24 protein-coding genes are annotated in these 19791 nt (G+C 43.3%); 6 read left to right on the forward strand and 18 right to left on the reverse strand.

Annotation, left to right across the window (positions count from 1 at the left end):
- Window positions 1-11: 11 nt before the first annotated feature.
- From argF to QN079_RS11035, 9 genes are all read right to left on the reverse strand, one after another.
- Window positions 12-1025 (reverse strand): ornithine carbamoyltransferase, encoded by a 1014-nt coding sequence (gene argF / locus QN079_RS10995; RefSeq protein WP_005229421.1) that lies wholly within the window; start codon window positions 1023-1025, stop codon window positions 12-14.
- A gap of 138 nt (window positions 1026-1163) precedes the next feature.
- On the reverse strand, window positions 1164-2183 hold the full coding sequence (gene tsaD / locus QN079_RS11000) for a tRNA (adenosine(37)-N6)-threonylcarbamoyltransferase complex transferase subunit TsaD (protein ID WP_015510054.1): 1020 nt from the start codon (window positions 2181-2183) through the stop codon (window positions 1164-1166).
- A complete protein-coding gene (gene rimI, locus QN079_RS11005) occupies window positions 2176-2649 on the reverse strand; it encodes a ribosomal protein S18-alanine N-acetyltransferase (RefSeq protein ID WP_005229417.1) in 474 nt (157 codons plus the stop codon). The genes tsaD and rimI (QN079_RS11005) overlap by 8 nt, the downstream gene beginning before the upstream one ends.
- Window positions 2642-3184 (reverse strand): ribosomal protein S18-alanine N-acetyltransferase, encoded by a 543-nt coding sequence (gene rimI, locus QN079_RS11010; protein WP_005237007.1) that lies wholly within the window; start codon window positions 3182-3184, stop codon window positions 2642-2644. Before rimI (QN079_RS11010) ends, rimI (QN079_RS11005) begins: the two co-directional genes overlap by 8 nt.
- Entirely contained in the window at window positions 3168-3893 is a 726-nt protein-coding gene (gene tsaB / locus QN079_RS11015) for a tRNA (adenosine(37)-N6)-threonylcarbamoyltransferase complex dimerization subunit type 1 TsaB (protein ID WP_142965321.1), read from the reverse strand. The genes rimI (QN079_RS11010) and tsaB overlap by 17 nt, the downstream gene beginning before the upstream one ends.
- A 264-nt stretch (window positions 3894-4157) precedes the next feature.
- Window positions 4158-5138, reverse strand: a complete 981-nt coding sequence (locus QN079_RS11020; protein WP_060792273.1) for a LacI family DNA-binding transcriptional regulator — start codon at window positions 5136-5138, stop codon at window positions 4158-4160.
- A 32-nt stretch (window positions 5139-5170) separates the two neighbouring features.
- Complete coding sequence (gene galT, locus QN079_RS11025; protein ID WP_289229754.1) at window positions 5171-6655, reverse strand: UDP-glucose--hexose-1-phosphate uridylyltransferase; 1485 nt, start codon at window positions 6653-6655, stop codon at window positions 5171-5173.
- 3 nt (window positions 6656-6658) lie between these two features.
- Window positions 6659-7657 carry a UDP-glucose 4-epimerase GalE gene (gene galE / locus QN079_RS11030; RefSeq protein ID WP_005229400.1) on the reverse strand — a complete coding sequence of 333 codons (999 nt, stop codon included), beginning with the start codon at window positions 7655-7657 and terminating at the stop codon, window positions 6659-6661.
- Window positions 7658-7698: 41 nt separating this feature from the next.
- Window positions 7699-8856, reverse strand: coding sequence for a galactokinase (locus QN079_RS11035; RefSeq protein WP_010749309.1), 1158 nt, complete (start codon window positions 8854-8856; stop codon window positions 7699-7701).
- Between the two features lie 150 nt (window positions 8857-9006).
- Here QN079_RS11035 and QN079_RS11040 point away from each other — a divergent pair, with 150 nt between their 5' ends.
- Entirely contained in the window at window positions 9007-9174 is a 168-nt protein-coding gene (locus tag QN079_RS11040; protein WP_017144401.1) for a DUF3042 family protein, read from the forward strand.
- Between the two features lie 56 nt (window positions 9175-9230).
- Here QN079_RS11040 and QN079_RS11045 read toward each other — a convergent pair whose 3' ends face one another.
- The 9 genes from QN079_RS11045 to QN079_RS11085 form a co-directional block, all read right to left on the reverse strand.
- A complete protein-coding gene (locus tag QN079_RS11045) occupies window positions 9231-9587 on the reverse strand; it encodes a DUF488 domain-containing protein (protein WP_016610725.1) in 357 nt (118 codons plus the stop codon).
- 148 nt (window positions 9588-9735) lie between these two features.
- Window positions 9736-10137, reverse strand: a complete 402-nt coding sequence (locus QN079_RS11050; RefSeq protein WP_005229396.1) for a rhodanese-like domain-containing protein — start codon at window positions 10135-10137, stop codon at window positions 9736-9738.
- 83 nt (window positions 10138-10220) lie between these two features.
- Window positions 10221-11192 carry an ROK family glucokinase gene (locus tag QN079_RS11055; RefSeq protein ID WP_005229395.1) on the reverse strand — a complete coding sequence of 324 codons (972 nt, stop codon included), beginning with the start codon at window positions 11190-11192 and terminating at the stop codon, window positions 10221-10223.
- The gene (locus tag QN079_RS11060) at window positions 11192-11401 is read right to left on the reverse strand and encodes a YqgQ family protein (RefSeq protein WP_005229394.1); all 210 of its coding nucleotides are present in this window, start codon (window positions 11399-11401) and stop codon (window positions 11192-11194) included. The genes QN079_RS11055 and QN079_RS11060 overlap by 1 nt, the downstream gene beginning before the upstream one ends.
- Before the next feature lie 30 nt (window positions 11402-11431).
- Window positions 11432-12100 carry a rhomboid family intramembrane serine protease gene (locus QN079_RS11065; RefSeq protein ID WP_005229393.1) on the reverse strand — a complete coding sequence of 223 codons (669 nt, stop codon included), beginning with the start codon at window positions 12098-12100 and terminating at the stop codon, window positions 11432-11434.
- Window positions 12101-12112: 12 nt separating this feature from the next.
- Window positions 12113-12652 carry a 5-formyltetrahydrofolate cyclo-ligase gene (locus QN079_RS11070; protein ID WP_289229755.1) on the reverse strand — a complete coding sequence of 180 codons (540 nt, stop codon included), beginning with the start codon at window positions 12650-12652 and terminating at the stop codon, window positions 12113-12115.
- A gap of 90 nt (window positions 12653-12742) precedes the next feature.
- Window positions 12743-13720, reverse strand: a complete 978-nt coding sequence (locus QN079_RS11075; protein WP_087627760.1) for a FecCD family ABC transporter permease — start codon at window positions 13718-13720, stop codon at window positions 12743-12745.
- Window positions 13720-14700, reverse strand: coding sequence for a FecCD family ABC transporter permease (locus QN079_RS11080; protein ID WP_086338042.1), 981 nt, complete (start codon window positions 14698-14700; stop codon window positions 13720-13722). Before QN079_RS11080 ends, QN079_RS11075 begins: the two co-directional genes overlap by 1 nt.
- Complete coding sequence (locus QN079_RS11085) at window positions 14697-15488, reverse strand: ABC transporter ATP-binding protein (protein WP_289229756.1); 792 nt, start codon at window positions 15486-15488, stop codon at window positions 14697-14699. The genes QN079_RS11080 and QN079_RS11085 overlap by 4 nt, the downstream gene beginning before the upstream one ends.
- 202 nt (window positions 15489-15690) lie before the next feature.
- Between QN079_RS11085 and QN079_RS11090 the strand changes: the two genes are divergently transcribed.
- From QN079_RS11090 to QN079_RS11110, 5 genes are all read left to right on the forward strand, one after another.
- Entirely contained in the window at window positions 15691-16650 is a 960-nt protein-coding gene (locus QN079_RS11090; RefSeq protein ID WP_289229757.1) for an ABC transporter substrate-binding protein, read from the forward strand.
- A 137-nt stretch (window positions 16651-16787) separates the two neighbouring features.
- The gene (gene rpmG, locus QN079_RS11095; protein ID WP_005229384.1) at window positions 16788-16937 is read left to right on the forward strand and encodes a 50S ribosomal protein L33; all 150 of its coding nucleotides are present in this window, start codon (window positions 16788-16790) and stop codon (window positions 16935-16937) included.
- A 271-nt stretch (window positions 16938-17208) separates the two neighbouring features.
- Entirely contained in the window at window positions 17209-17412 is a 204-nt protein-coding gene (locus tag QN079_RS11100) for a hypothetical protein (RefSeq protein WP_015510062.1), read from the forward strand.
- Between the two features lie 645 nt (window positions 17413-18057).
- Window positions 18058-18468 (forward strand): FosX/FosE/FosI family fosfomycin resistance hydrolase, encoded by a 411-nt coding sequence (gene fosX / locus QN079_RS11105; RefSeq protein WP_289229758.1) that lies wholly within the window; start codon window positions 18058-18060, stop codon window positions 18466-18468.
- Window positions 18469-18532: 64 nt separating this feature from the next.
- Window positions 18533-18919 (forward strand): VOC family protein, encoded by a 387-nt coding sequence (locus QN079_RS11110; protein ID WP_289229759.1) that lies wholly within the window; start codon window positions 18533-18535, stop codon window positions 18917-18919.
- The last annotated feature ends 872 nt before the right edge of the window (window positions 18920-19791 follow it).

The following is a 19791-nucleotide window of genomic DNA, read 5'->3' on the forward strand; positions in this document are numbered from 1 at the left end:
AAAAAATTATTTTATACTTTAGGAATAAATAGATCTCCAGCAGTCACTGCCATGATCGCTTTGATTGAGTGCAAACGATTTTCGGCTTGATCAAATTGACGGGCATACTTACTGCGAAAGACCTCATCAGTGACTTCCATCTCAGAAATTCCATACGCCTGCGCTGCTTTTTTGCCATACGTGGTCTGATCATCATGAAATGCTGGCAAACAATGCATAAAAATCACTTGATCGTTTTGTGTTTTTTTCATCAACGATTGGTTGACTTGATACGGCAGCAGCTGTTCGATCCGCTCTTGGAATTTTTCTTCTTCACCCATTGATACCCAAACATCGGTATACACGACATCAGCGCCTAGAACACCTTGATCCACATCATCAGTCACCAAAATCTTTGCGCCCGATTGCTTGGCATAGGCTTGTGCCTGTGCGATGATGGTTGCTTCTGGCTGCAAGGCCTTCGGGGTGACGACATGAATATTGACCCCTAAAATCGCACTGGTCACTAATAAAGAATTAGCGACATTGTTGCGCCCATCCCCACAGTATGCGATGGTCAAGCCAGTCAGCTCACCAAAGTTTTCTTGAATGGTTAAAAAGTCAGCAATCATTTGCGTTGGATGCCATTCATCCGTTAAGCCATTCCAAACAGGTACACCTGAATAGTTGGCCAGATCTTCGACAACCTGTTGACTAAAGCCGCGAAACTCGATCCCGTCGAACATGCGGCCGAATACTTTGGCGGTATCTTCAACAGATTCTTTAGACCCCAACTGAATATCATTGGCCCCTAAAAATTCCGGATGTGCCCCCAGATCCACCGCTGCAACCGTAAAGGCTGCTCGCGTCCGTGTCGAATTCTTTTCAAACAAAAGTGCAATGTTTTTGCCATCTAAATAACGATGTGGTTGATTGTTGGCCTTCATCCCTTTCAAGTGCTGGGAAAAATCAATCAAATATTGTAGTTCTTCTTTTGTAAAATCCTTTTCTGCTAAAAAACTGCGTCCTTTAAAAACCGATGTCATTGCATACCCGCCCTTCAATTAACTAATAATTATACATGATAATATCAAATGATGAAATAAAATACAACAAAATCTTCTATTTGCTCATAAAGAAACAAAAAAAAAAACACCTAAGAACGGATCTTAGGTGCAATCATCTTAAGAAATCGTATGGGCAAAGCTGACACTTGGATCAGCATTCAATGAAAGATCTGCTAAGCGCTGCTTTTTCAACGCAACATGGGCATAAGCTCCAATCATGGCCGCATTATCTCCGCAAAGACGCAACGGTGGAATCAACAATTCCACTTCCGGCAATTCCTGCATCGCTTTTTGTAAAGCGTCACGCAAGCCTTGATTCGCCGCGACTCCCCCAGCAACGATCAGCTGGTTTACAGGATAAGCTTGGCACGCCCGCAACGTTTTGTGAACCAATACTTCGACAACGCTGGCTTGGAAACTAGCTGCTAGATTTTCTACTGACAAAGCTTCCTCTCTTTGCTGTGCATTATGCACAAAATTGATAAAGGAACTCTTTAAGCCGCTGAAACTAAAATCAAAATTATCTTCTTGTATCATTGCTCGAGGAAAGTGATACGTATCACTGCCTAGATGCGCAAGGCGATCAATTTCTTTCCCACTAGGATAAGGCAACCCCAGAACACGACCGACTTTGTCATAGGCTTCACCAGCGGCATCATCTCTCGTTTCACCGATGATCTCAAAAGAGCCATCTTCTGCCATATACACCAATTCTGTGTGGCCACCACTGACCAATAATGCCATTAAAGGAAAAACCAATGGCTTCACTAGGCGAGCTGCATAAATATGTCCTGCCATGTGATTGACCGGAATCAGCGGTAAGCTGTGGGCCCACGCAAAGGCTTTTGCTGCAGAAAGCCCAATCAACAGTGCCCCAACCAACCCTGGACCATAGGTAACAGCAACAGCTGACAACTCTTCAGGTTGGGTGTCGGCCTGTGTCAATGCTTCTTCGATACATAAAGTAATCTGTTCGACATGGTGACGACTAGCGACTTCTGGTACGACACCGCCGAAGCGCTGGTGGCTCTTGATCTGCGAAGCAACAATGTTACTTAAAATGGTGTCGCCGTTTTTAATCACTGCCACACTGGTTTCATCACAACTGCTTTCAATGGCTAAAATCAATTCATTCATTTGATTTTTGTCCGCCTACTTTCTTTTCCATAATCAACGCATCCTCTTCTGGATGACTGTAATATTTTTTTCTACGACCGATGACTGTATAGCCCATACGTAAATAAAGAGCTTGTGCTTGCAAATTCGACACACGCACTTCAAGATAGATGCGCCGACCATCGGTTTGTTCCACGAGCGATTCCATTTGCTTCAACAATTCTTTCGCCAAACCGCGACCTTGATACGCTGGTAAAACCGCTACATTAAACAGCTCTGCTTCATCCAGCACTTGCTGAAAACAGAGAAACCCAATCAGCTCTTGATTGGTTTTTCCATAACGGAACAAATAGCGACTGTTGCTGTTTTGCAAATCTTGTTGAAATTGCTGCACATTCCAAGGCGAGCCAAAGGGATAGCTCTGATCTGCCAATGACCAGAGCATTTGCGGTGTCGGGATCGTTTGATCTGCTTGTTCGTTAGTCATTTAAAAATTTCACCATATCCAATGCGTCTTCATTGCCTTCGGTGTAGTACGCCGTTTTAATCGCCTGTGAAACAAACCCAAGGGTCCGATACAAACGTTGCGCATCACGATTGCCCAGGCGAACTTCTAATGTCAAACGGTCGCATTTGTTTTTCCGTGCATAACGTTCGATTTCTCCTAGCAAGAAAGAACCGATTCCTTTTCCTTGATAATCAGGAATGATCGCGATATTGGTGATATGGGCATCAGCGCCTAAAATCCGCACCCCGATAAACCCAATCATCCGCTCATTATGCAAGATGCCCAAATAAAGATGTTTGACCCGTGAATAAAGCTCTGACAAAAAGGCGCTCTTGGTCCAAGGCAGTTCCCCAGCATACACGAGACGCTCCACCTGCAGCAGCTCTTTAATGTCATCTCCGACTAATTCACGAACAACGTACGTTTCCCCTCGTATCTCTTTTTTACGCTCTGGGTATTGAATCTGACGGAAAAGAGCCAGCTTTCCCGTCATCGTTTTAAATTTTTTCAACATAGGCATCCACTCCCGGTTCATGCGAGGCTAACCATTTTTCTTCGGCTTCAACTAATTTTAAATAGTCTGGTACAAAATCATGGATCGAAGCGACCGGCGCTTCTTCTTTCGCAATAGCAGCTAAAACAACGCCATTCGGGTAATTCCATAACGATACTTGATTGATATGGGCTGTCGGCAGTTCCGCCTCGATCATGTCTTTAAATTTGATGGTATCGGCGCCGACAAATAGCACTTCTTGACCATCGACTGCTTTTAACTGGGTCAATAATTCAGACAGTGAGATATGCTGGTCTTTGATCCTTTTTTCTAAGGTCCCATTATGCCATTGGTAGGCACCTGCGTAGACATTTTGACGGCGAGCGTCAAACAACGGCACGATCACTTGCGATACGCCCACACAATTGGCAGCGACTGCTTTCAAACTAGAAACACCAATCAGCGGGATGTTCAATGTTTGCGCCAGCGTTTTTGCTGTTGTGACGCCGATTCTCAAACCTGTATATGAACCAGGACCTTTCGCAACAACGATTTGCTCCAGCTCTTTAGGTGCCATCCCCACCGCTTGCATCAATCCATCAATGGCAGGCATCAATGCTGTGCTGTGGTTTTTGATCGCCATCGTCTGGCTTTGTCCCAACACTTCTTGACCATCGACCACCGCAACCGCCAGTGTCTGGTTTGAGGTATCAATCGCTAATGTTTTCATCTATCTTCTCCCCATTCAAAAAACTCTCTCATATTCTACCATATTCTAATCAAATGCCCAACCAAGTCTCCAAAAAGATGCCTGCGTTTAGAAAAAAAGCAATAGGACAACAATACCCGAACCTTTGAAAAAAGCAAGCACGGCTGCAGCTGCAAACCGACGAGGCTGTTTAAAGGTTCGGGTAAGACGATAGTCATTTTTTTGTTATTCCATTAAAACTCAGTTGACGTGTGTAACGACATCCTTCGGTAATTCAACTGGTTGCTAGGAGGATTGGCGCGTAATCAGTTCCGTTGCGATCGTAACTTTGCGAGGTACGGGAGCTGCATTCGTAATGATATCCAGCAAGGTCGTCACTGCCAGCTCCCCCAGCCATTCCGTATGAACTTTGATGGTTGATAGCGTCGGAAAGACGTACTTTGCAACACTGACATCGTTGAAGCCGATAATTGCGATCTCCTCAGGAATCTTGATGTTTTTTTCTTGCAAAGCACGCATAGCGCCAATCGCTAAGGCATCACTGGAAGCAAATAAAGCACTTGGCAACTCTTTGTTTTGCTGCAAATACTCTTTCATCGCCTCATAACCGCCCTCTACTGTAAACGGTGCGCTTAGGTGATATTGTGGGTGGTGCAGCTTCAACCGACGGAGCCGTTCCTCAAAAATTCGGCGCCGAGGGTCTTCGATTTCTTGGTGATGATCCTTGGTAAACTCAACGCCTGATAACAAGCCGATCCTTTGGTGGCCTTTTGCAATAAAGTCATCGATCACTAAATCCACCGCTTGTTGAAAGTCCACTACCAGAGAATTGACGCCCTGAGCCAATGCGTCAAAATCGACCATCAACAAATTGGATTGGCTTTTTTTCAATTGTCGAATCTGGTGATCATCGAATTTTCCTAGTGCAATCGTTCCATCGACTGCGGTATCAGTCAATCCTTCGTAGGGTTCTTTCAGCAAACGAATCCCTAATTCTTCGGTTTTGTTTTCAATCCCGATACGGATCGCTAAGTAGTAAAGATCCGCTAATTCTTCCTCGGTATCAAACCATTGGATCAAGCGCATACTACTGGTTTCTGGCTGACTCTTTTTTTTATGTTTTGTGTAATTGAGTGCTTCTGCGGCTTTAAAAATTTTCTCTTTGGTTTCAGAACTGACCGATAATTCTGAATCGTAATTCAGCACCCGTGATACAGTGGCTGGCGAGACGCCAGCCTGTTGTGCAATATCTTTAATCGTTGCCATCTTCCAGCCTCCTTTTTTTGCGGGGAACTTTTTTATAAAGTAGCTATAAAGCGAGCAAAGGCCGCTTGCCCTGTCTGGTCTCGCTTGAAGACGCCTGCATGCGTCAATACTTGTGTAAAGACTTCCCCTAATGCATTACGTAAAATCTGCGACACGTTTTCGGCATTGCATTCTGGGTGCTGGGCTTTGATCGCATCTGCCCAAGGAACATGGTATGCCGCGATTTGATTGGGCTGATCCAATAGATAAGCAGTCACTTCTTCTAGTTCAGGAGCTAAACGCGGCGGTAAAACTGCCAAGCCCATGACTTCAATCAATCCAATATTTTCTTTTTTGATATGCTGCACTTCTTGATGCGGATGAAAAATGCCGTCAGGATGTTCTTTGGAAACATTATTATCCCGCAAGACTAAGTCCATTTCAAACAGCTCTCCTTGCTTGCGTGCGATCGGTGTCACCGTATGATGAGGCGTTCCATCTTCTGAAAAGGCATTGATCGAAACACTTGGATCTGAGTACTGTTGCCATTGGGCTAACACATATTGGCAAGCGGCGGCTAATTTTTGTTTGTTTTTCGCTTGTAGTCGTATCACCGACATTGGCCACTTCACGATCCCCGCAACGACATCAGGAAAACCAGTTAAAGAAAAGCGTTGCTCGATCGGCGCTTTTGCCATGGCAAACGTGTGCCGTCCTCCTTGATAATGGTCATGAGACAAGATCGAACCCCCAACGATCGGCAGATCGGCATTGGACCCGACAAAATAATGCGGCATCACTTCAATGATCTGCAACAAGCGAGCGAAGGTTTGCAAATTGATTTTCATAGGACGATGGTCTAAAGAGAGAAAAATCGAATGCTCATTGTAGTAGGCATAGGGCGAATATTGAAAGCCCCATGCTTCATTATCCAAATTCATACGGATGATCCGATGGTTGGTCCGCGCTGGATAATTGACTCGTCCTTGGTAGCCTTCATTTTCCAAACACAACATACATTTCGGATAATCTACAGAAGCAGCAGCTCCTTCTTTCGCTATTTGCTTGGGATCTTTTTCAGGTTTTGATAAATTGATCGTGATCTCGATCTCCCCATATTCGGTATCAACTGGGAACACGATATTCTTTGCGATGGCCCGAGTCTTGATGTAATCATTTTGACGGCACAGCTCAAAGAAATAATCCGTCGCTTCTTTAGGATCATTGGCATAATGCTGCGCAAAAAAAGCATTGACTACTGAAGGCGGTGGCGTCAAAAAGTCCATCAACTGGGCTTCAAAGATTTCTCTTTCTGCGTGAGAATCGCCAAATTGCTGATTGCTCAAAGCGCATGCCACCAGCTCGTCCATCAAATCAATGGAAGAACGATCGACAGAACGAATTTCACTGGGCTCAAAAACAGCTTCCCCGATCATGGCTAGTACTCGGTTTTGCAAATAAATACGATCCATTTCCATCCAGCCGCCAGCCTTGATTGCTAAAGTGACGAAATCGCTGATTGTTTGGCTGATCGTCATTGGTTATTCCTCCTGACCTTGATACCCATTTGGATGGCTGACATGCCAATTCCAAGCAGTCTCGATGATTGCTTCGACGTCGGTATAGACTGGTTTCCAGCCTAAAACCTTTCGTGCTTTTTCACTCGATGCCACTAAGGTACTTGGATCACCGGCACGGCGAGGCGCCACTCTGGCTGGGATCTCTTTTTTCGTTACATTGCGAGCAGCTTCCACCATTTCTTTCACAGAGTACCCATGATTGCTGCCTAAATTGAAGACATTGCTCTCATTGCCTTTTTGTAAATATTCTAATGCCAACAGGTGAGCAGCGATCAGATCTTCAACATGGACATAATCGCGAACACAAGTACCATCTGGAGTATCGTAATCCTCCCCAAAAATCGCAACCTCTTTACGTTGTCCTAAAGCAGCTTGCAAGATGATCGGTACTAAGTGTGTTTCTGGATCATGGTCTTCACCAATCGAAGCATCCGACTTCGCGCCAGCCACATTGAAATAACGCAATGCGACATACTTCATTCCATAAGCTTCATCGCACCAACGCATCATTTTTTCCATGATCAACTTGCTTTCGCCATATGGATTTTTAGGATTTGTTGGGGTTTCTTCCGTGATTGGACTATGGTCAGGTTCCCCATAAGTTGCTGCTGTAGAGGAAAAGACGATATGTTTCACTTGATGTTCCTTCATCACTTCTAAGAGGACCTGCATCCCATACACATTATTGTTGAAATACTTCAATGGTTTTTCCACAGATTCTCCCACCAAAGAGCTGGCAGCAAAGTGAATCACGCCATCGATCGTTTCTTTTTCAAATACCGATTGTAAAAATGCTTTGTCGCGAATATCTCCTTCATAAAAGGTTGCTGCTGGATGGATCGCTTGGCGATGTCCTGTCAGCAAATTGTCAACGACAACGACTTGTTTTCCTTGTTCGATCAATTGATCGACTGCATGAGAACCGATATAGCCGGCTCCTCCTAATACTAAAATCGCCATATTTTCAGCCTTCTTTCTTCATTCCTTCATCGTTTCTTATTCTACAGTTTTCGTGCACCATCATCAATACTTGCTTGATAAATGTCGGTTGCGTAGCCGATTTCTGCTAAATAGGCTGCTTTGACTGACGCTTCGAAATCAGCCCATTCACTTGCTTTGACCAATGCGATCCCGCAACCGCCAAAGCCCGCACCCGTCATCCGCGCACCTAGAACAGCAGGGTGCGCTTGAGCGGCTGCGACTAGTGTATCTAGTTCATGCCCTGTCACTTCATAATCATCTCGCAATGAAGCATGGGAGGCATTTAATAACTGGCCGAATTCTTCAAGATCACCAGCAGTCAAAGCAGCTTTTGCTTTCAATGTCCGTTGGTTTTCCGTCACCGCATGTTTCGCCCGTTTGATCAAGCGTGGATCATCGATCAATGCTGTATTTGCAAAAAAGGTTGCTTCGTCTAATGCGCCCAATGAATCAATGGCTAATGATTTTTGCAAACGAGCCAATGCTTCTTCACATTCTGCACGTCGTTCATTGTATTTAGAATCAGCCAATTCGCGACGCTTATTGGTATTCATGATCGCTACGACATAATCGCCAAATGCCGCTGGTACGACTTCATAATTTAACGTGTTCGTATCTAAAAGCAATGCATGGTCTTTTTGACCCATTCCGATCGCAAATTGATCCATGATCCCTGAGTTAACGCCAATAAACTCATTTTCGACTTTCTTGCCGATTTTAACTAAGTCCAAGGTCGTCAGGGTTAAATCAAAGAGATCTTTTAGACAAACCCCCGTCAGCAATTCAATCGATGCCGAAGAAGAAAGACCTGCGCCATTCGGAATGTTGCCATAAAAAGCGATGTCAAAGCCTCGATCGATCACTTGCCCTGCTTCTTTTAGGAAACGAACGACCCCTTTCGGATAGTTTGTCCAATCATCTTCTTTTCGGTAATCCAGCTCATCTAACGAAAAGGAGATCACGCCTTTTTCTGGAAAGTTCTCTGAATAGAGTTGGATCAACTGGTCTTCACGTTTTCGCGCTACTGCATACGTCCCTAATGTGATCGCCGCCGGGAAAACATAACCGCCATTGTAATCCGTGTGTTCACCGATCAAGTTGATTCTCCCTGGTGCAAAATACATGCCTGTGCCTTCTGTTCCAAATTTATCAATAAATATCTGTTGCAATTGCTCCATTTCTCTCACTCCCACTTTCTTTTTAGTAAACTTATTGTAAAATATTTACTAAATTATTTCAAGCGTTTTCAATCCCAAAAGTGATTTTTTTTGATATTTTTTCCGTTTTCATTCATAATGAACCTATAACTAAAGGCGAGGTGTTTAATGATGAAACGATTTCTTTCAGGATTTTTAGTAGGAACAGTCGCAACGGTTGCTGCAGCTGCAAGTGTTGTTATGACGGTCAAGAAACAAGTGATTGATCCAATTGATGAACAACAAGCGGATCATGATGAAAAACGGAAACGTGCGATGCGTAAAAGCGTTGCCCGTTAATCATTTGCTACAAAAGAGCCGTCAGCCTTCAATAGGCTGGCGGCTCTTTTAGGTAATCATTCTTCCTTCTCCAATAAGTCCTGCAAAATCACGGCTTGATTTTGTTCTTCATTTTTCGCTCCGTATAGTAAGGTCACGGTCTCTTGTTCAGCAACCAACGCGTTTAACTGTGCCAAGGCAACTTTTGCGGGCGCTTTCTCTAATTCTTGTAGATAGCGGTCTTTAAACGCATCAAAACGTTCAGGATCATGCCCAAACCATTTGCGCAATTCAGTACTTGGTGCGACTGCTTTGAGCCATAGATCGATCTGAGCTGTTTCCTTTTTCATCCCTCTAGGCCAGATGCGATCCACCAATACCCGATAGCCATCTGTCGTTTCCGCCGCTTCATAAATTCTTTTTCGCTTGATCAACGCACACTCTCCTTATTAATAGACCTAAGTTCAAATAAAGGCAAAAGCCCACAATGTAAATTGAACAATGACTTACTTGAAACACTCCGTTTGGTGTTTCGTCACTCATTCAAATTTGCTTGTGTTCTTTTGCCTTGAGTTCTCTGTTTTATAAACTATTTTTCTTTTTCGTCTTGCCGCTCCAGCCTTCATATCCTTCTTTTAGGATATAGACATTGGTAAAGCCTTCTTTACGTAATTTATTCGCTGCGCGAATACTCAACGATTTACGCGTGTCATATAAGTAGATCGGTTGATCTTTACGAAATGCGCTGAAGGAATTCGTCAAAACAGTAAAAGGAATATTACGCGCCCCTAAAATATGTCCACTGTCAAACTCATTTTTTTCCCGAACATCGATCACTTGGGCTTTCTTCATTCCTGCTTTGAATTCATCTTCTGAGATGATCGTTGCTGAACGGCGTCCCATGATTTGAAAATACGCCCAGTTCAAAGCGATTGCTAAGATGATTAATCCCAAAACCAAGTTTAGCCACATAATTGGTGTCATTTCTTCTATTCCTCTCTATTGTAACAATCATTCTTTTTTTGATTTATGCTGCTTGAATGTATCATTGCCTAGCAGCTTGGCATCTAAGCTTTTGCTGCAAATTGCAAAGCTAATGATGCTGCCCCGATTACACCGGCATCATTCCCAAGTTCTGCCAATTTGATTTCGGTACTTTCCGTTACCTGTGGGAAGGTAAACTGAGCAAAGTAGGCAGCAACCCGTTCACGTAAAAATTCACCAGCTGCTGATACGCCTCCACCTAAAACGATACTTGATGGATTTAATGTGTTTCCTAAGTTTCCGCATGCCAACCCAAGGTAGAAGCACACTTTATCAACGACCATCAAGCCAAATGGATCGTTTGCTTGAGCCGCTTCAAAAATATCTTTACTTGAAACATCTTCCCCATTGTCCAGCTGCTGTTTCAATGCCGAATCGCCAGCATATTCTTCTGCCAACTGTCGAGCAACTCGCACAACACCCGTCGCACTAGAAACCGTTTCTAAACAACCACGTTTGCCGCAAGTACATTCAAACCCTTCAGGATCAACAGTGATATGACCGATTTCTCCAGCACAACCAGCAACACCATGAAGCAATTGCCCTTCCATGATGATACCGCCGCCAACACCTGTACCTAGTGTGATAAAGATGACATCAGGATTGTTATCCCCTGCCCCTTTCCAGCGCTCACCTAAAGCTGCTACATTGGCATCGTTATCGATGGCAAAGGGGATTTTTGTGCCTTTTTCAATCAGTTCTTTGACTGGCTGAAGTGTTTTCCAGTTCAGATTGTAGGCACCGATAACGGTTCCTTTGTCACGATCGACACTTCCTGGTGTCCCCATACCAATACCGATAAATGCTTCTGGCTGTAAGCCATATAATTCTAGGCGATGATTGATCGATGCCACGATTTCTGGCACAATATGTGAGCCTTCATCAAGAATATTGGTGTCAATACTCCATTTTTGCTGAATCTCGCCTTCGCTCGTTAAAATAGCGAATTTCACCGTTGTTCCGCCTAAATCAATTCCGATGATTTTTTTGTCCATCACTTGTTTTCCTCCCGGCTTTCTTCAATTCGATGCTCCCGCGTAAGAATTCGCCGGGCAGTCAGATATACATCCCGATCTATCAAGCGACTGTCATAAAAGTTTTTCAGCTCGATTTGCATCAGTTCTATATCGTAGATCCGCTTGCCGACATATACGTAAACACCAAATTGTTTCAGTAATTGTTGTACGTCATATAACGTTTCCATTTAACCACTTCCTGCTTATTATACAAGTAATTAATATTTTTTAAAACCATATATCACAAAAATAGCCAATAAGAAAACAAAGAGTACGCCAGAGAGGATTCTGGTGTGGATCGAATATTTTCCGTAGTTCTTTGGCAATGCCAAAAGATTCCCTAGTAATAACCCACCGAGGATCCCCCCAATGTGTCCCCACATATCGATCGTTTGATCAAACACCCCAAAAACCAGGTTCAATCCAACGAATAGGGCAAATTGCCGTACCATTGCTTGGATGCGGTAATCATTTCTAAAATGCCAACCTAAAATCAAAAATGCCCCGAAAAGTCCGAATAAAGAAGTACTAGCGCCTGCTGATTGAACCCCTATTTGGTTGAAGGCAAAACTCATGGTATTGCCCATGATGCCGCTTAGCAAATACAAGGCAAAAAAACGGCTATGACCATAGATGGCTTCTACTTGCTGCCCCATATAATACAGAATCACAGAATTGATCGCAAAATGAGCCAAACCGAAATGTAGAAAGATCGGGGTAACGAAACGCCAATATTCATTTAAATAAACGACAAACGGACCAAACATCACCCCGCCTGATTGAATAGAGGGACTAAAATAACCTAAGATAAACACTATTGTTTGGATAGCTAAAAACAGATACGTGAAGACCGGCTGATTCAGCCATCTTTTCATTTGAGAATTCATTGACGTGCTCCTTTACGTGCGAATAAGAAAATCCGTATAGATTTTATCGATTGGGATGTCGAATACATCTGGTGTCCATTGATCGTTGAATTGCTCTCCGAAGACCAAAGAAACGGTCTTGCCATCGAAAGCTGACAAGAAACGATCATAATAGCCACCGCCAAAGCCGATGCGATAGCCGTTTTTAGAAAACGCCAAACCGGGAACAATCAGCAAATCCAAGTGATGGGCTTCTTGCTCACTGATCGGCTCTTCAACTCCAAATGCCGACGCTTCATAACGTGTTGTCGGCTCCACATGATAAAACTGCAATTTTTGCTGTTGTGCTTTCGGCACTGCGATTCGTTTGTTTTGTTCAAATCCTTTAGCAAAAATAGCCGCTGTATCAAATTCAAATGGCAACGAACGGATCACACCTACTGACTCAGCTGTTTGCCAAATCTGAGAAGAAAACAGCAACTGCAAAATCAGCGTTTCTTTCTGCTGCTTTTGTTTGATTGGCATTTGTTTTAATGTTTGGATCATGTGCTCTCTAATGACTGGTTTTTCCATTGGATCACTCCTCTCAGAAATAGTACCAAAAACTGTGTCCAAATAGCAAACTAGAATCGCAGATTTCTTGACAAGATCATGACTAGTTGCTCATCCTTCTTTACGTCGGATCAGCAAAAAGACAAAGTACGGTGCCCCCACGATAGAAATGATGATACCAGCTGGGATCTCGCCGCTTGTCAATAGCAAACGACCGATCGTATCACTGACTAAGACTAGCAGACTGCCGATCATTCCCGCTAAGAAAAAGGCACTGCGAGATTCTCTGCCGATGAGTCCCTTAGCGATATGAGGCGCCAATAAGCCCACAAAGGCTAAATTACCAGTATAGCCAACCGTACTGGCAGCCAAACCAACCGCGATCACTAAAAACCACGTCCGCAAACGGGTCAAAGAAACCCCTAAGCTAATTGCCTGCTCCTCGCCAAAGCCAAGTAAGTTAAGCCTTGGTACGGTCCAGAAAGCTGCGGCAGACAATACGATGACCCAAGGAAGCAGACTGGTGATTTGCTGCCAAGAAGTTCCCCAAATCGAACCAGAAAGCCACGCTGTTACAAAGCGATAGCGGTCTTTTGATAATTCCACCGTAAAGAGTAAGGTAGCCGCCGCCAGCCCTGCATTGACGGCGATTCCCGCCAGTAGCACTCGCTCCATCGACAACAATTGGCGGTGTTTATAGGCAATCAAATAGACCAGTACAGCAGCTAATAAACCACCGATGATCCCAACGACAGGCAAAAGCTGCGATCCTTGGGTATAAAAACCTAAGTAGATCATCACAAAGAGCCCTGCCCCATTGTTGATTCCTACGATACTTGCATCAGCCAACTCATTTCTCGTTACTCCTTGCAAGACAAACCCAGAAAAACCAAAGGCACCACCAGCGATCAGCGCTAGACAAGCCCGTGGTAGTCGAAACTCAGTAAAAGTCAGTACTTGACTCGAAGATGCCGTTCCTTGAAAGATTGCCCCTAATGCCTGAAAGGATAAAATTGTTTTTCCCACCATGACACTTCCTAAAAAAGCGACCATCAGCAGTAGGAAAAAAACAGAGAGTGTTTTTTTCATCAGCCTTCCCTCCGTATCTTGATCAATAGAAAAGGCACACCAATCAATGCCATCAGTATCCCAAAGGGTGTCTCAAAGGGCGGATTGATCAGGCGGCCAGCCAGATCAGCGGCCATCACCAGTGTTCCCCCTCCAAGAATCGTCAAAGGCAAAATCAGTTGATAGTTTTTGCCCACCATTCCCCGCACGACATGAGGAACCATTAAGCCGACAAAACTGACCGGTCCAACAAGCGAAACCGCCATTCCCGCCAAAACTACGACTAACAGTAAGGCAGATGCCCGAATCAAATGCGGGTGCTTGCCTAATGAAATGACGGTGTCATCTCCTAGCGCTAACAGATTCAACGCTTTTCCTAGACGTAGCACAAAAACGATGGCAATCAGATAGATGGGGCCCACAAAACGCAGTTGCTGCCAAGTCACATTTGCGGCACCACCGATAAACCAAAAGGCTAGCTCTTGATTTAAATCAAATTGCAGTGACAGGGTCTGACTGATGGCTGAGAAAAAAGAACTTAGTGCCACACCAGCCAAAATCAAACCTGTAGGTGACATACCCAATTTGGCATAGCGAGTCAATAAAAAAAGCAGCGCAGTTGCCGCAAAGGCACCAAAAAACGAAAATAGCGCCGCTTGACTCGGTTGAATACTAGGAAATAGGATAAATGCGATCGCTAATCCCATCGCAGCCCCACTGTTGACACCTAAAAGACCGCCATCTGCCAGAGCGTTTTTCGTAATTCCCTGCATGATAGCTCCCGTAACAGCAAAACAACTTCCTACTAGAAAAGCAGCCAACACACGGGGCAATCGAATATTGCGCAAGACTTGATGCAGCTGATTCTCATAATCAAAAGCAAAGATAGCATCCCAGATCGTTTCAAAGGAAAGGTCTGCAGCGCCTTGGGTGATCGCCAAAAAGAAACAGATAATAAAGCAGCCGCTAAAAAGCAGCAGCAACCAAGAAAACTTTTTCATGCTTGGGCTCCTAACTCATAGGTCAAGACCAATGGCTTTGTGCTATTAGGAAAGGTTCCTAACATGGCGTCGATCTCAAACAAACGCTGCAGCCACTCTTTGGTCAGCACTGTTTCTGGTGTACCAGAGACCAACAGTTCTCCACCTTTTAATGCATAAATATAATCAGAAAAACGTGAGGCATGATTCAGGTCATGAATCGACATAATGATCGTTTTTCCGTAGGTTTTATTGATTTGCTGTAATAAGAGCAAAATTTCTAATTGATGCGCTGGATCTAAAAAGGTGGTTGGTTCATCTAAAATAACGATATCCGTATCTTGCGCAAGTGCCATGGCGATCCAAACGCGCTGTTTTTGTCCCCCTGACAGCGTGCTGATCGTTTCATCTGCTAGTGCTGTCAAACCCGTTGCCTTCAAGGACCAGTCGATCGCCGCAAGATCTTGTTCCGATAAACTATTTAGTCCTTTTTGATAGGGAAAACGACCATAAGAAACAATTTCGCGAATCGTCAAGCCAATCGATGAATCGCTAACTTGTGAGAGCAGCGCAATCTTTTTCGCTACTTCTTTGGTTTTGATGTTTTGCAGGTTTTGTGCATCTAAAAGGACCTCACCAGACAATGGCTGTAAAATTCGGGCAAGTGCCTTTAAAAACGTCGATTTCCCACTGCCGTTCGGACCAATCAAGCCGATGATTTTCCCTTCTGGCATCTCAATTGTTAGATTTTGCACAATTTTTTGTTTTTGATAGCCGACACTCAAGTCAACTGTTCGTAATTTCGCCATATTCGTCCCCAAAATAAATGATTGATAATGCTTATCAATTATGAATGTAATCCTACTATTCGTCAATAGTTCTAAAAAAAGGAAATAAAAAAATAAGATTGACAAAGGCGCGTTTCTTCGTGATAATAGCTATCAGCAAATGAGAATTATTCTCAATTAAAATAATAAGTGCTCAACATGTAACAAAGGAGGAAATGTTTCTATGAAACAATGGTCAAAAAGAAGTACTTGGCTTACCCTGCTAGCTGCCTGCTCCCTTACCCTACTGGGTGCTTGCAGCACGAATAATGACTCAACGGATAGCAGTGGATCAGCCACTACTTCTTCAGAAATAGCAACAACCTTTACCGATGCGATGGGAAATGAAGTCACTGTTCCCGAAAACCCACAGCGGGTGATTGGTAGTTATTTGGAAGATTATTTGGTCGCTTTAGGGGTAAAACCGGTTGCTCAATGGACCGTCGGCAATGACAGTGATCAAGCATACTTGCAAGACAAACTGGCGGAGGTTCCAAGGATCAACTACGATCTGCCCTTTGAAGATGTCTTGAGCTTTGAGCCAGACCTGCTGCTGATGGATAGCAATTTCATGGTGGAAGGCGACAAATATGATCAATACAATAAAATTGCGCCGACCTATGTGGTCACAAATGGCGAAGACGTGACTTGGCGGGAACGTCTGACAGATATCGCAAAGTTGTTACACAAAGAAGAGCAAGCTGCCCAAGTAGAAGCTGATTATGATGACTTAGTCGCTGCTACCAAGGAAACGTACGCTGATCAAATCCAAGGCAAGTCGATCGCTGTTTTATGGGTGGTCAATAACTCTGTCTTCATGGTTTCAGAAACAAAATCAAGCGGTCAGCTGCTGTATCACGAACTCGGGTTTGAAGTTCCCGCACTGGTTTCGGAAATCAGTGAAAGTGCCACTGCTGATTGGTCTGCCGTTTCTCTGGAAAAATTAGCAGAATTGGATGCCGATTACCTGATTTTAGTGAATAGTGATAAAGGCGCTGATTTTTTCAGTGAACAAGTCTGGCAAAATCTTGATGCAGTCAAAAACAATCATTTATGGGAATTCGGCCCTGAATCAAGCTGGCTCTACAACGGTCCGATCGCCTATACCAAAATGATCGAAGATATCCAGAGCAAATTGGACTAATGGGTTTCAAGAAATTCGTCAAGTAAAACTACTTAACAAATTTCAGGAAAAAGCTAGCATTCCCTCACGAAACATGCTATTATATTTTAGTCTGAGAGATTTCTTAGAGGATTCTTGTATCGTTAGGGGGGAAAATCATGCGCGTAAACATCACATTAGAGTGCACTTCTTGTAAAGAACGCAACTACTTATCAAACAAAAACAAACGTAACAATCCTGATCGTTTGGAAAAGAAAAAATATTGCCCACGCGAAAGAAAAGTTACTTTACACCGCGAAACAAAATAATGCTATTTAAGAAGTTCGCAAACGCTGATAACCAAGGCGTTTGCGAACTTCTTTTTTTGTAAAAACTAGCTTTGAGGTGATGGTTTTGAATGGAACTCCCCTTCTATTAGCCCTTGTTCTTTCAAACTTAGATAGTAATTGCATCGTCTCCTTGATTACTCTTTGTTTTAGCTGCTTCTTGACTTCTCTTCTTTGGACTTTTAAGCCATTTCTTTGTAAAGTCACAAAAATAAATTTTAATGTATAATGTATAGAAAAAAGGAGAAATTAAATGTTTAACAAAGAAGAAAAAGAGTTTCGTTGCAACCATTGCAAAAAAGTGATCGACACAGGGGAAGTCGTTTGGACAAAATGGCCGTTTCCGCCGAAAGCTTCTGCTTACCAACTAAAACCCAGAAAAGAATTAGCACTGATAAACGCGCCGATCCTTTGCCTAAATTGCTCAGAAAAGCTTCTCCTGGAACACATCGAATAACTATTCTTTTCATCGTTTTATTGTCTCTCTTTGTCCATCATAAAAAAAAGCAGGCAGTAGCCAAATTCACTTAGTGAATGCACTGCTGCTTTTTTTCTGGCGGAAGAATAAGGCGAACCCATGAGCAACCACAAAAGTTTCAGGGGCGATTAGCGACAGCTTTATTTTCCGAAATTTTTTGCAGTATCTCTCCCGCGATTATGCGCGAGATGATTTTGGCAATAACTATAATATGAAGCCGCTCTCTCCCGTTGCCACCTTTTCTGTATACTTTGAGCTCCGATCGACCCTTTCATGCTATACTGCCTATAGGAGGTGAACCCATGCTTGGCAATTTTGCGTATCTACCTAGTAACTATCGTCTGTTTTATGGCGCTTTTCTTTTTGCTCTTATTGGAAATATGCTTTTCATTTTCATCAAACACCCTGCTTGGACCTTTAGCCTACCGACGGTGATTGTCCTTTTCTTAATAAATGTCTTCTTTTGGACAAAATACACGAAGAAACTTATTCCTTGCGCAACAGATGCACTGTTTTATGTTCTGCTCTTCCTCTTGGTATTTCACAATCACTAACATAGTGCTTCTTTTGATACTGATTGTTTCTCTTTCCCCTATTTCGTCATAGCAAAGGAGTATTGATGCGATGGAGATTTCCCATATCACGTTGATCGTACAGAATTTAGCAAAGACGACAACGATGCTGGAAACATTGTTTGATGCAGAGGAAGTTTATGATAGTCAAGATCAGACCCATTCTTACTTCCCAGAAAAATTCTTTTTGATCGATGGCTTATGGCTTGCCGTTATGGAGGATGCCTCTCAGAAGCTGCCGAAAACGTATAACCATATTGCCTTTAAAATCGATCAAGCTCAAATCGATTCCTTGATTACGCGCATCCAAGGACTAGGATTGAAGATCGAAAAAGATCGTTCCCGCAGCAAAGGCGAAGGTGCTTCTATTTATTTTTATGACGATGACAACCATTTGTTTGAATTGCATACTGGTACGTTGACTGAACGGTTGCACCATTACCGTCTGACAGAAACGAGGTGATCTTCATTGCTAGCAACTGCATTGACTGTTATGTAAAGAACGCCCACATGAAAGGAAGAAAACAATGAAACTAGATATGGTCGGTATTATCACAAAAAACATGGAACAGGCACTGGCTTTTTATCAAGTACTTGGCTTCACGCCATTAGGTCAGCACTCAGAAGATTATATGGAATTAGCAAACGACGGGGTTCGCATCTCCTTGAATAGCCGCCAGATGGTTGCTGGGATCTACGGACATGCACCAATGACTGTGGGTGATACAATTGAATTAGCCTTTTTATGTGATTCTCCTGAAGAAGTTGATGCCCTTCATGCAAAAGTCGTTGCTGCCGGGTATCAGTCTTTCAAAGAACCTTGGTCTGCCTTTTGGGGGCAACGCTATGCCATTGTCAAAGATATAGACGGCAATCTCTTAAGTTTGTTTGCAACCCTATCTGCCGAAAATTGATTTAAGCTACGACAGTCGGTCCAATGGAGCGGCTGTTTTTTTATCCGTTTTTCGGGTAAAAAGACAAAACCCCGTATTTATGTCCAATCGAATTCCGATAATCTGAAATGAATGTATTCCTTATAAGCCAACGTTTCCCATCATTATAAAACAAAAATAACCTCTCTATAAAAAAACAAATCCCCCTCATCCGCTCCTGTTCGCTTGACAAAAAAGAACAAACGTTCGTATAATCTCGGTAAGGAGTGATAAAAATGGGTGGTTTTAATTATGCGCTCGAGCCAAAACGCGATATCTTATTTATCGATGTCAAAAGTTTTTATGGTGCGAAACGTTCCTAACTGAAAAGGTTAGGCACACAAGATTTTCTTGTGTAGAACTAATGATTTGAGGAGTGAAATGACGGTGTAACGACCTGAAGCGCTCCCTCTGATACTCCGATTGGCAATACCTTAAGTTAGAATAGGAATTGTCAAAAGCTCGGTAAAGTCGGCTGAGAGTTACCGCAGTTGCATTATGCAATCGAAAGCTGTTCAGCGGTGAATGGTGTAACCTATAGGCCGGGAGTCCAGAAATTACTCATGGTGAGAATGTGCAGCTGCACTGACGAACTCGCGAATGTACGAATCTATAAGCTTGGGGTACAGAAATGTATCTTACCCGCACAAATATTACTGTGACAAAGGGTGTAGCTTGCGGTTAAGTAAGAATCGTAGATATGAACAACCGTGCAATGTAGTAGGCATTGGAAAGTTACAGGTTCAGAGTGAGCGCCTAAAAGTAAATGCAGGGATAAAATCATTGGAACGTTGAAAGCTAGTGTCGTGGAGGACTAACTTCCTTTGAAACGGTTGAGACGAAGAATAATAAGC

This window comes from Enterococcus sp. FZMF (assembly GCF_030263915.1).
GTDB classification, from domain to species: Bacteria; Bacillota; Bacilli; order Lactobacillales; family Enterococcaceae; genus Enterococcus_D; species Enterococcus_D casseliflavus.

Excerpts from the sequence above, each read along its gene's own strand:
- QN079_RS11020 (WP_060792273.1), bottom strand. The coding sequence starts at position 5,138 with ATGGCAACGATTAAAGATATTGCACAACAGGCTGGCGTCTCGCCAGCC.
- QN079_RS11050 (WP_005229396.1), bottom strand. The coding sequence starts at position 10,137 with ATGACACCAATTATGTGGCTAAACTTGGTTTTGGGATTAATCATCTTA.
- QN079_RS11070 (WP_289229755.1), bottom strand. The coding sequence starts at position 12,652 with ATGGAAAAACCAGTCATTAGAGAGCACATGATCCAAACATTAAAACAA.
- QN079_RS11085 (WP_289229756.1), bottom strand. The coding sequence starts at position 15,488 with ATGGCGAAATTACGAACAGTTGACTTGAGTGTCGGCTATCAAAAACAA.
- QN079_RS11060 (WP_005229394.1), bottom strand. The coding sequence starts at position 11,401 with ATGGAAACGTTATATGACGTACAACAATTACTGAAACAATTTGGTGTT.
- QN079_RS11040 (WP_017144401.1), top strand. The coding sequence starts at position 9,007 with ATGAAACGATTTCTTTCAGGATTTTTAGTAGGAACAGTCGCAACGGTT.
- rpmG (WP_005229384.1), top strand. The coding sequence starts at position 16,788 with ATGCGCGTAAACATCACATTAGAGTGCACTTCTTGTAAAGAACGCAAC.
- tsaB (WP_142965321.1), bottom strand. The coding sequence starts at position 3,893 with ATGAAAACATTAGCGATTGATACCTCAAACCAGACACTGGCGGTTGCG.
- QN079_RS11065 (WP_005229393.1), bottom strand. The coding sequence starts at position 12,100 with ATGAATTCTCAAATGAAAAGATGGCTGAATCAGCCGGTCTTCACGTAT.
- QN079_RS11110 (WP_289229759.1), top strand. The coding sequence starts at position 18,533 with ATGAAACTAGATATGGTCGGTATTATCACAAAAAACATGGAACAGGCA.
- fosX (WP_289229758.1), top strand. The coding sequence starts at position 18,058 with ATGGAGATTTCCCATATCACGTTGATCGTACAGAATTTAGCAAAGACG.
- galE (WP_005229400.1), bottom strand. The coding sequence starts at position 7,657 with ATGGCGATTTTAGTATTAGGAGGAGCCGGCTATATCGGTTCTCATGCA.
- rimI (WP_005229417.1), bottom strand. The coding sequence starts at position 2,649 with ATGACTAACGAACAAGCAGATCAAACGATCCCGACACCGCAAATGCTC.
- QN079_RS11100 (WP_015510062.1), top strand. The coding sequence starts at position 17,209 with ATGTTTAACAAAGAAGAAAAAGAGTTTCGTTGCAACCATTGCAAAAAA.
- argF (WP_005229421.1), bottom strand. The coding sequence starts at position 1,025 with ATGACATCGGTTTTTAAAGGACGCAGTTTTTTAGCAGAAAAGGATTTT.
- QN079_RS11080 (WP_086338042.1), bottom strand. The coding sequence starts at position 14,700 with ATGAAAAAGTTTTCTTGGTTGCTGCTGCTTTTTAGCGGCTGCTTTATT.
- tsaD (WP_015510054.1), bottom strand. The coding sequence starts at position 2,183 with ATGAATGAATTGATTTTAGCCATTGAAAGCAGTTGTGATGAAACCAGT.
- QN079_RS11055 (WP_005229395.1), bottom strand. The coding sequence starts at position 11,192 with ATGGACAAAAAAATCATCGGAATTGATTTAGGCGGAACAACGGTGAAA.
- rimI (WP_005237007.1), bottom strand. The coding sequence starts at position 3,184 with ATGTTGAAAAAATTTAAAACGATGACGGGAAAGCTGGCTCTTTTCCGT.
- QN079_RS11090 (WP_289229757.1), top strand. The coding sequence starts at position 15,691 with ATGAAACAATGGTCAAAAAGAAGTACTTGGCTTACCCTGCTAGCTGCC.
- QN079_RS11075 (WP_087627760.1), bottom strand. The coding sequence starts at position 13,720 with ATGAAAAAAACACTCTCTGTTTTTTTCCTACTGCTGATGGTCGCTTTT.
- QN079_RS11035 (WP_010749309.1), bottom strand. The coding sequence starts at position 8,856 with ATGGAGCAATTGCAACAGATATTTATTGATAAATTTGGAACAGAAGGC.
- galT (WP_289229754.1), bottom strand. The coding sequence starts at position 6,655 with ATGACGATCAGCCAAACAATCAGCGATTTCGTCACTTTAGCAATCAAG.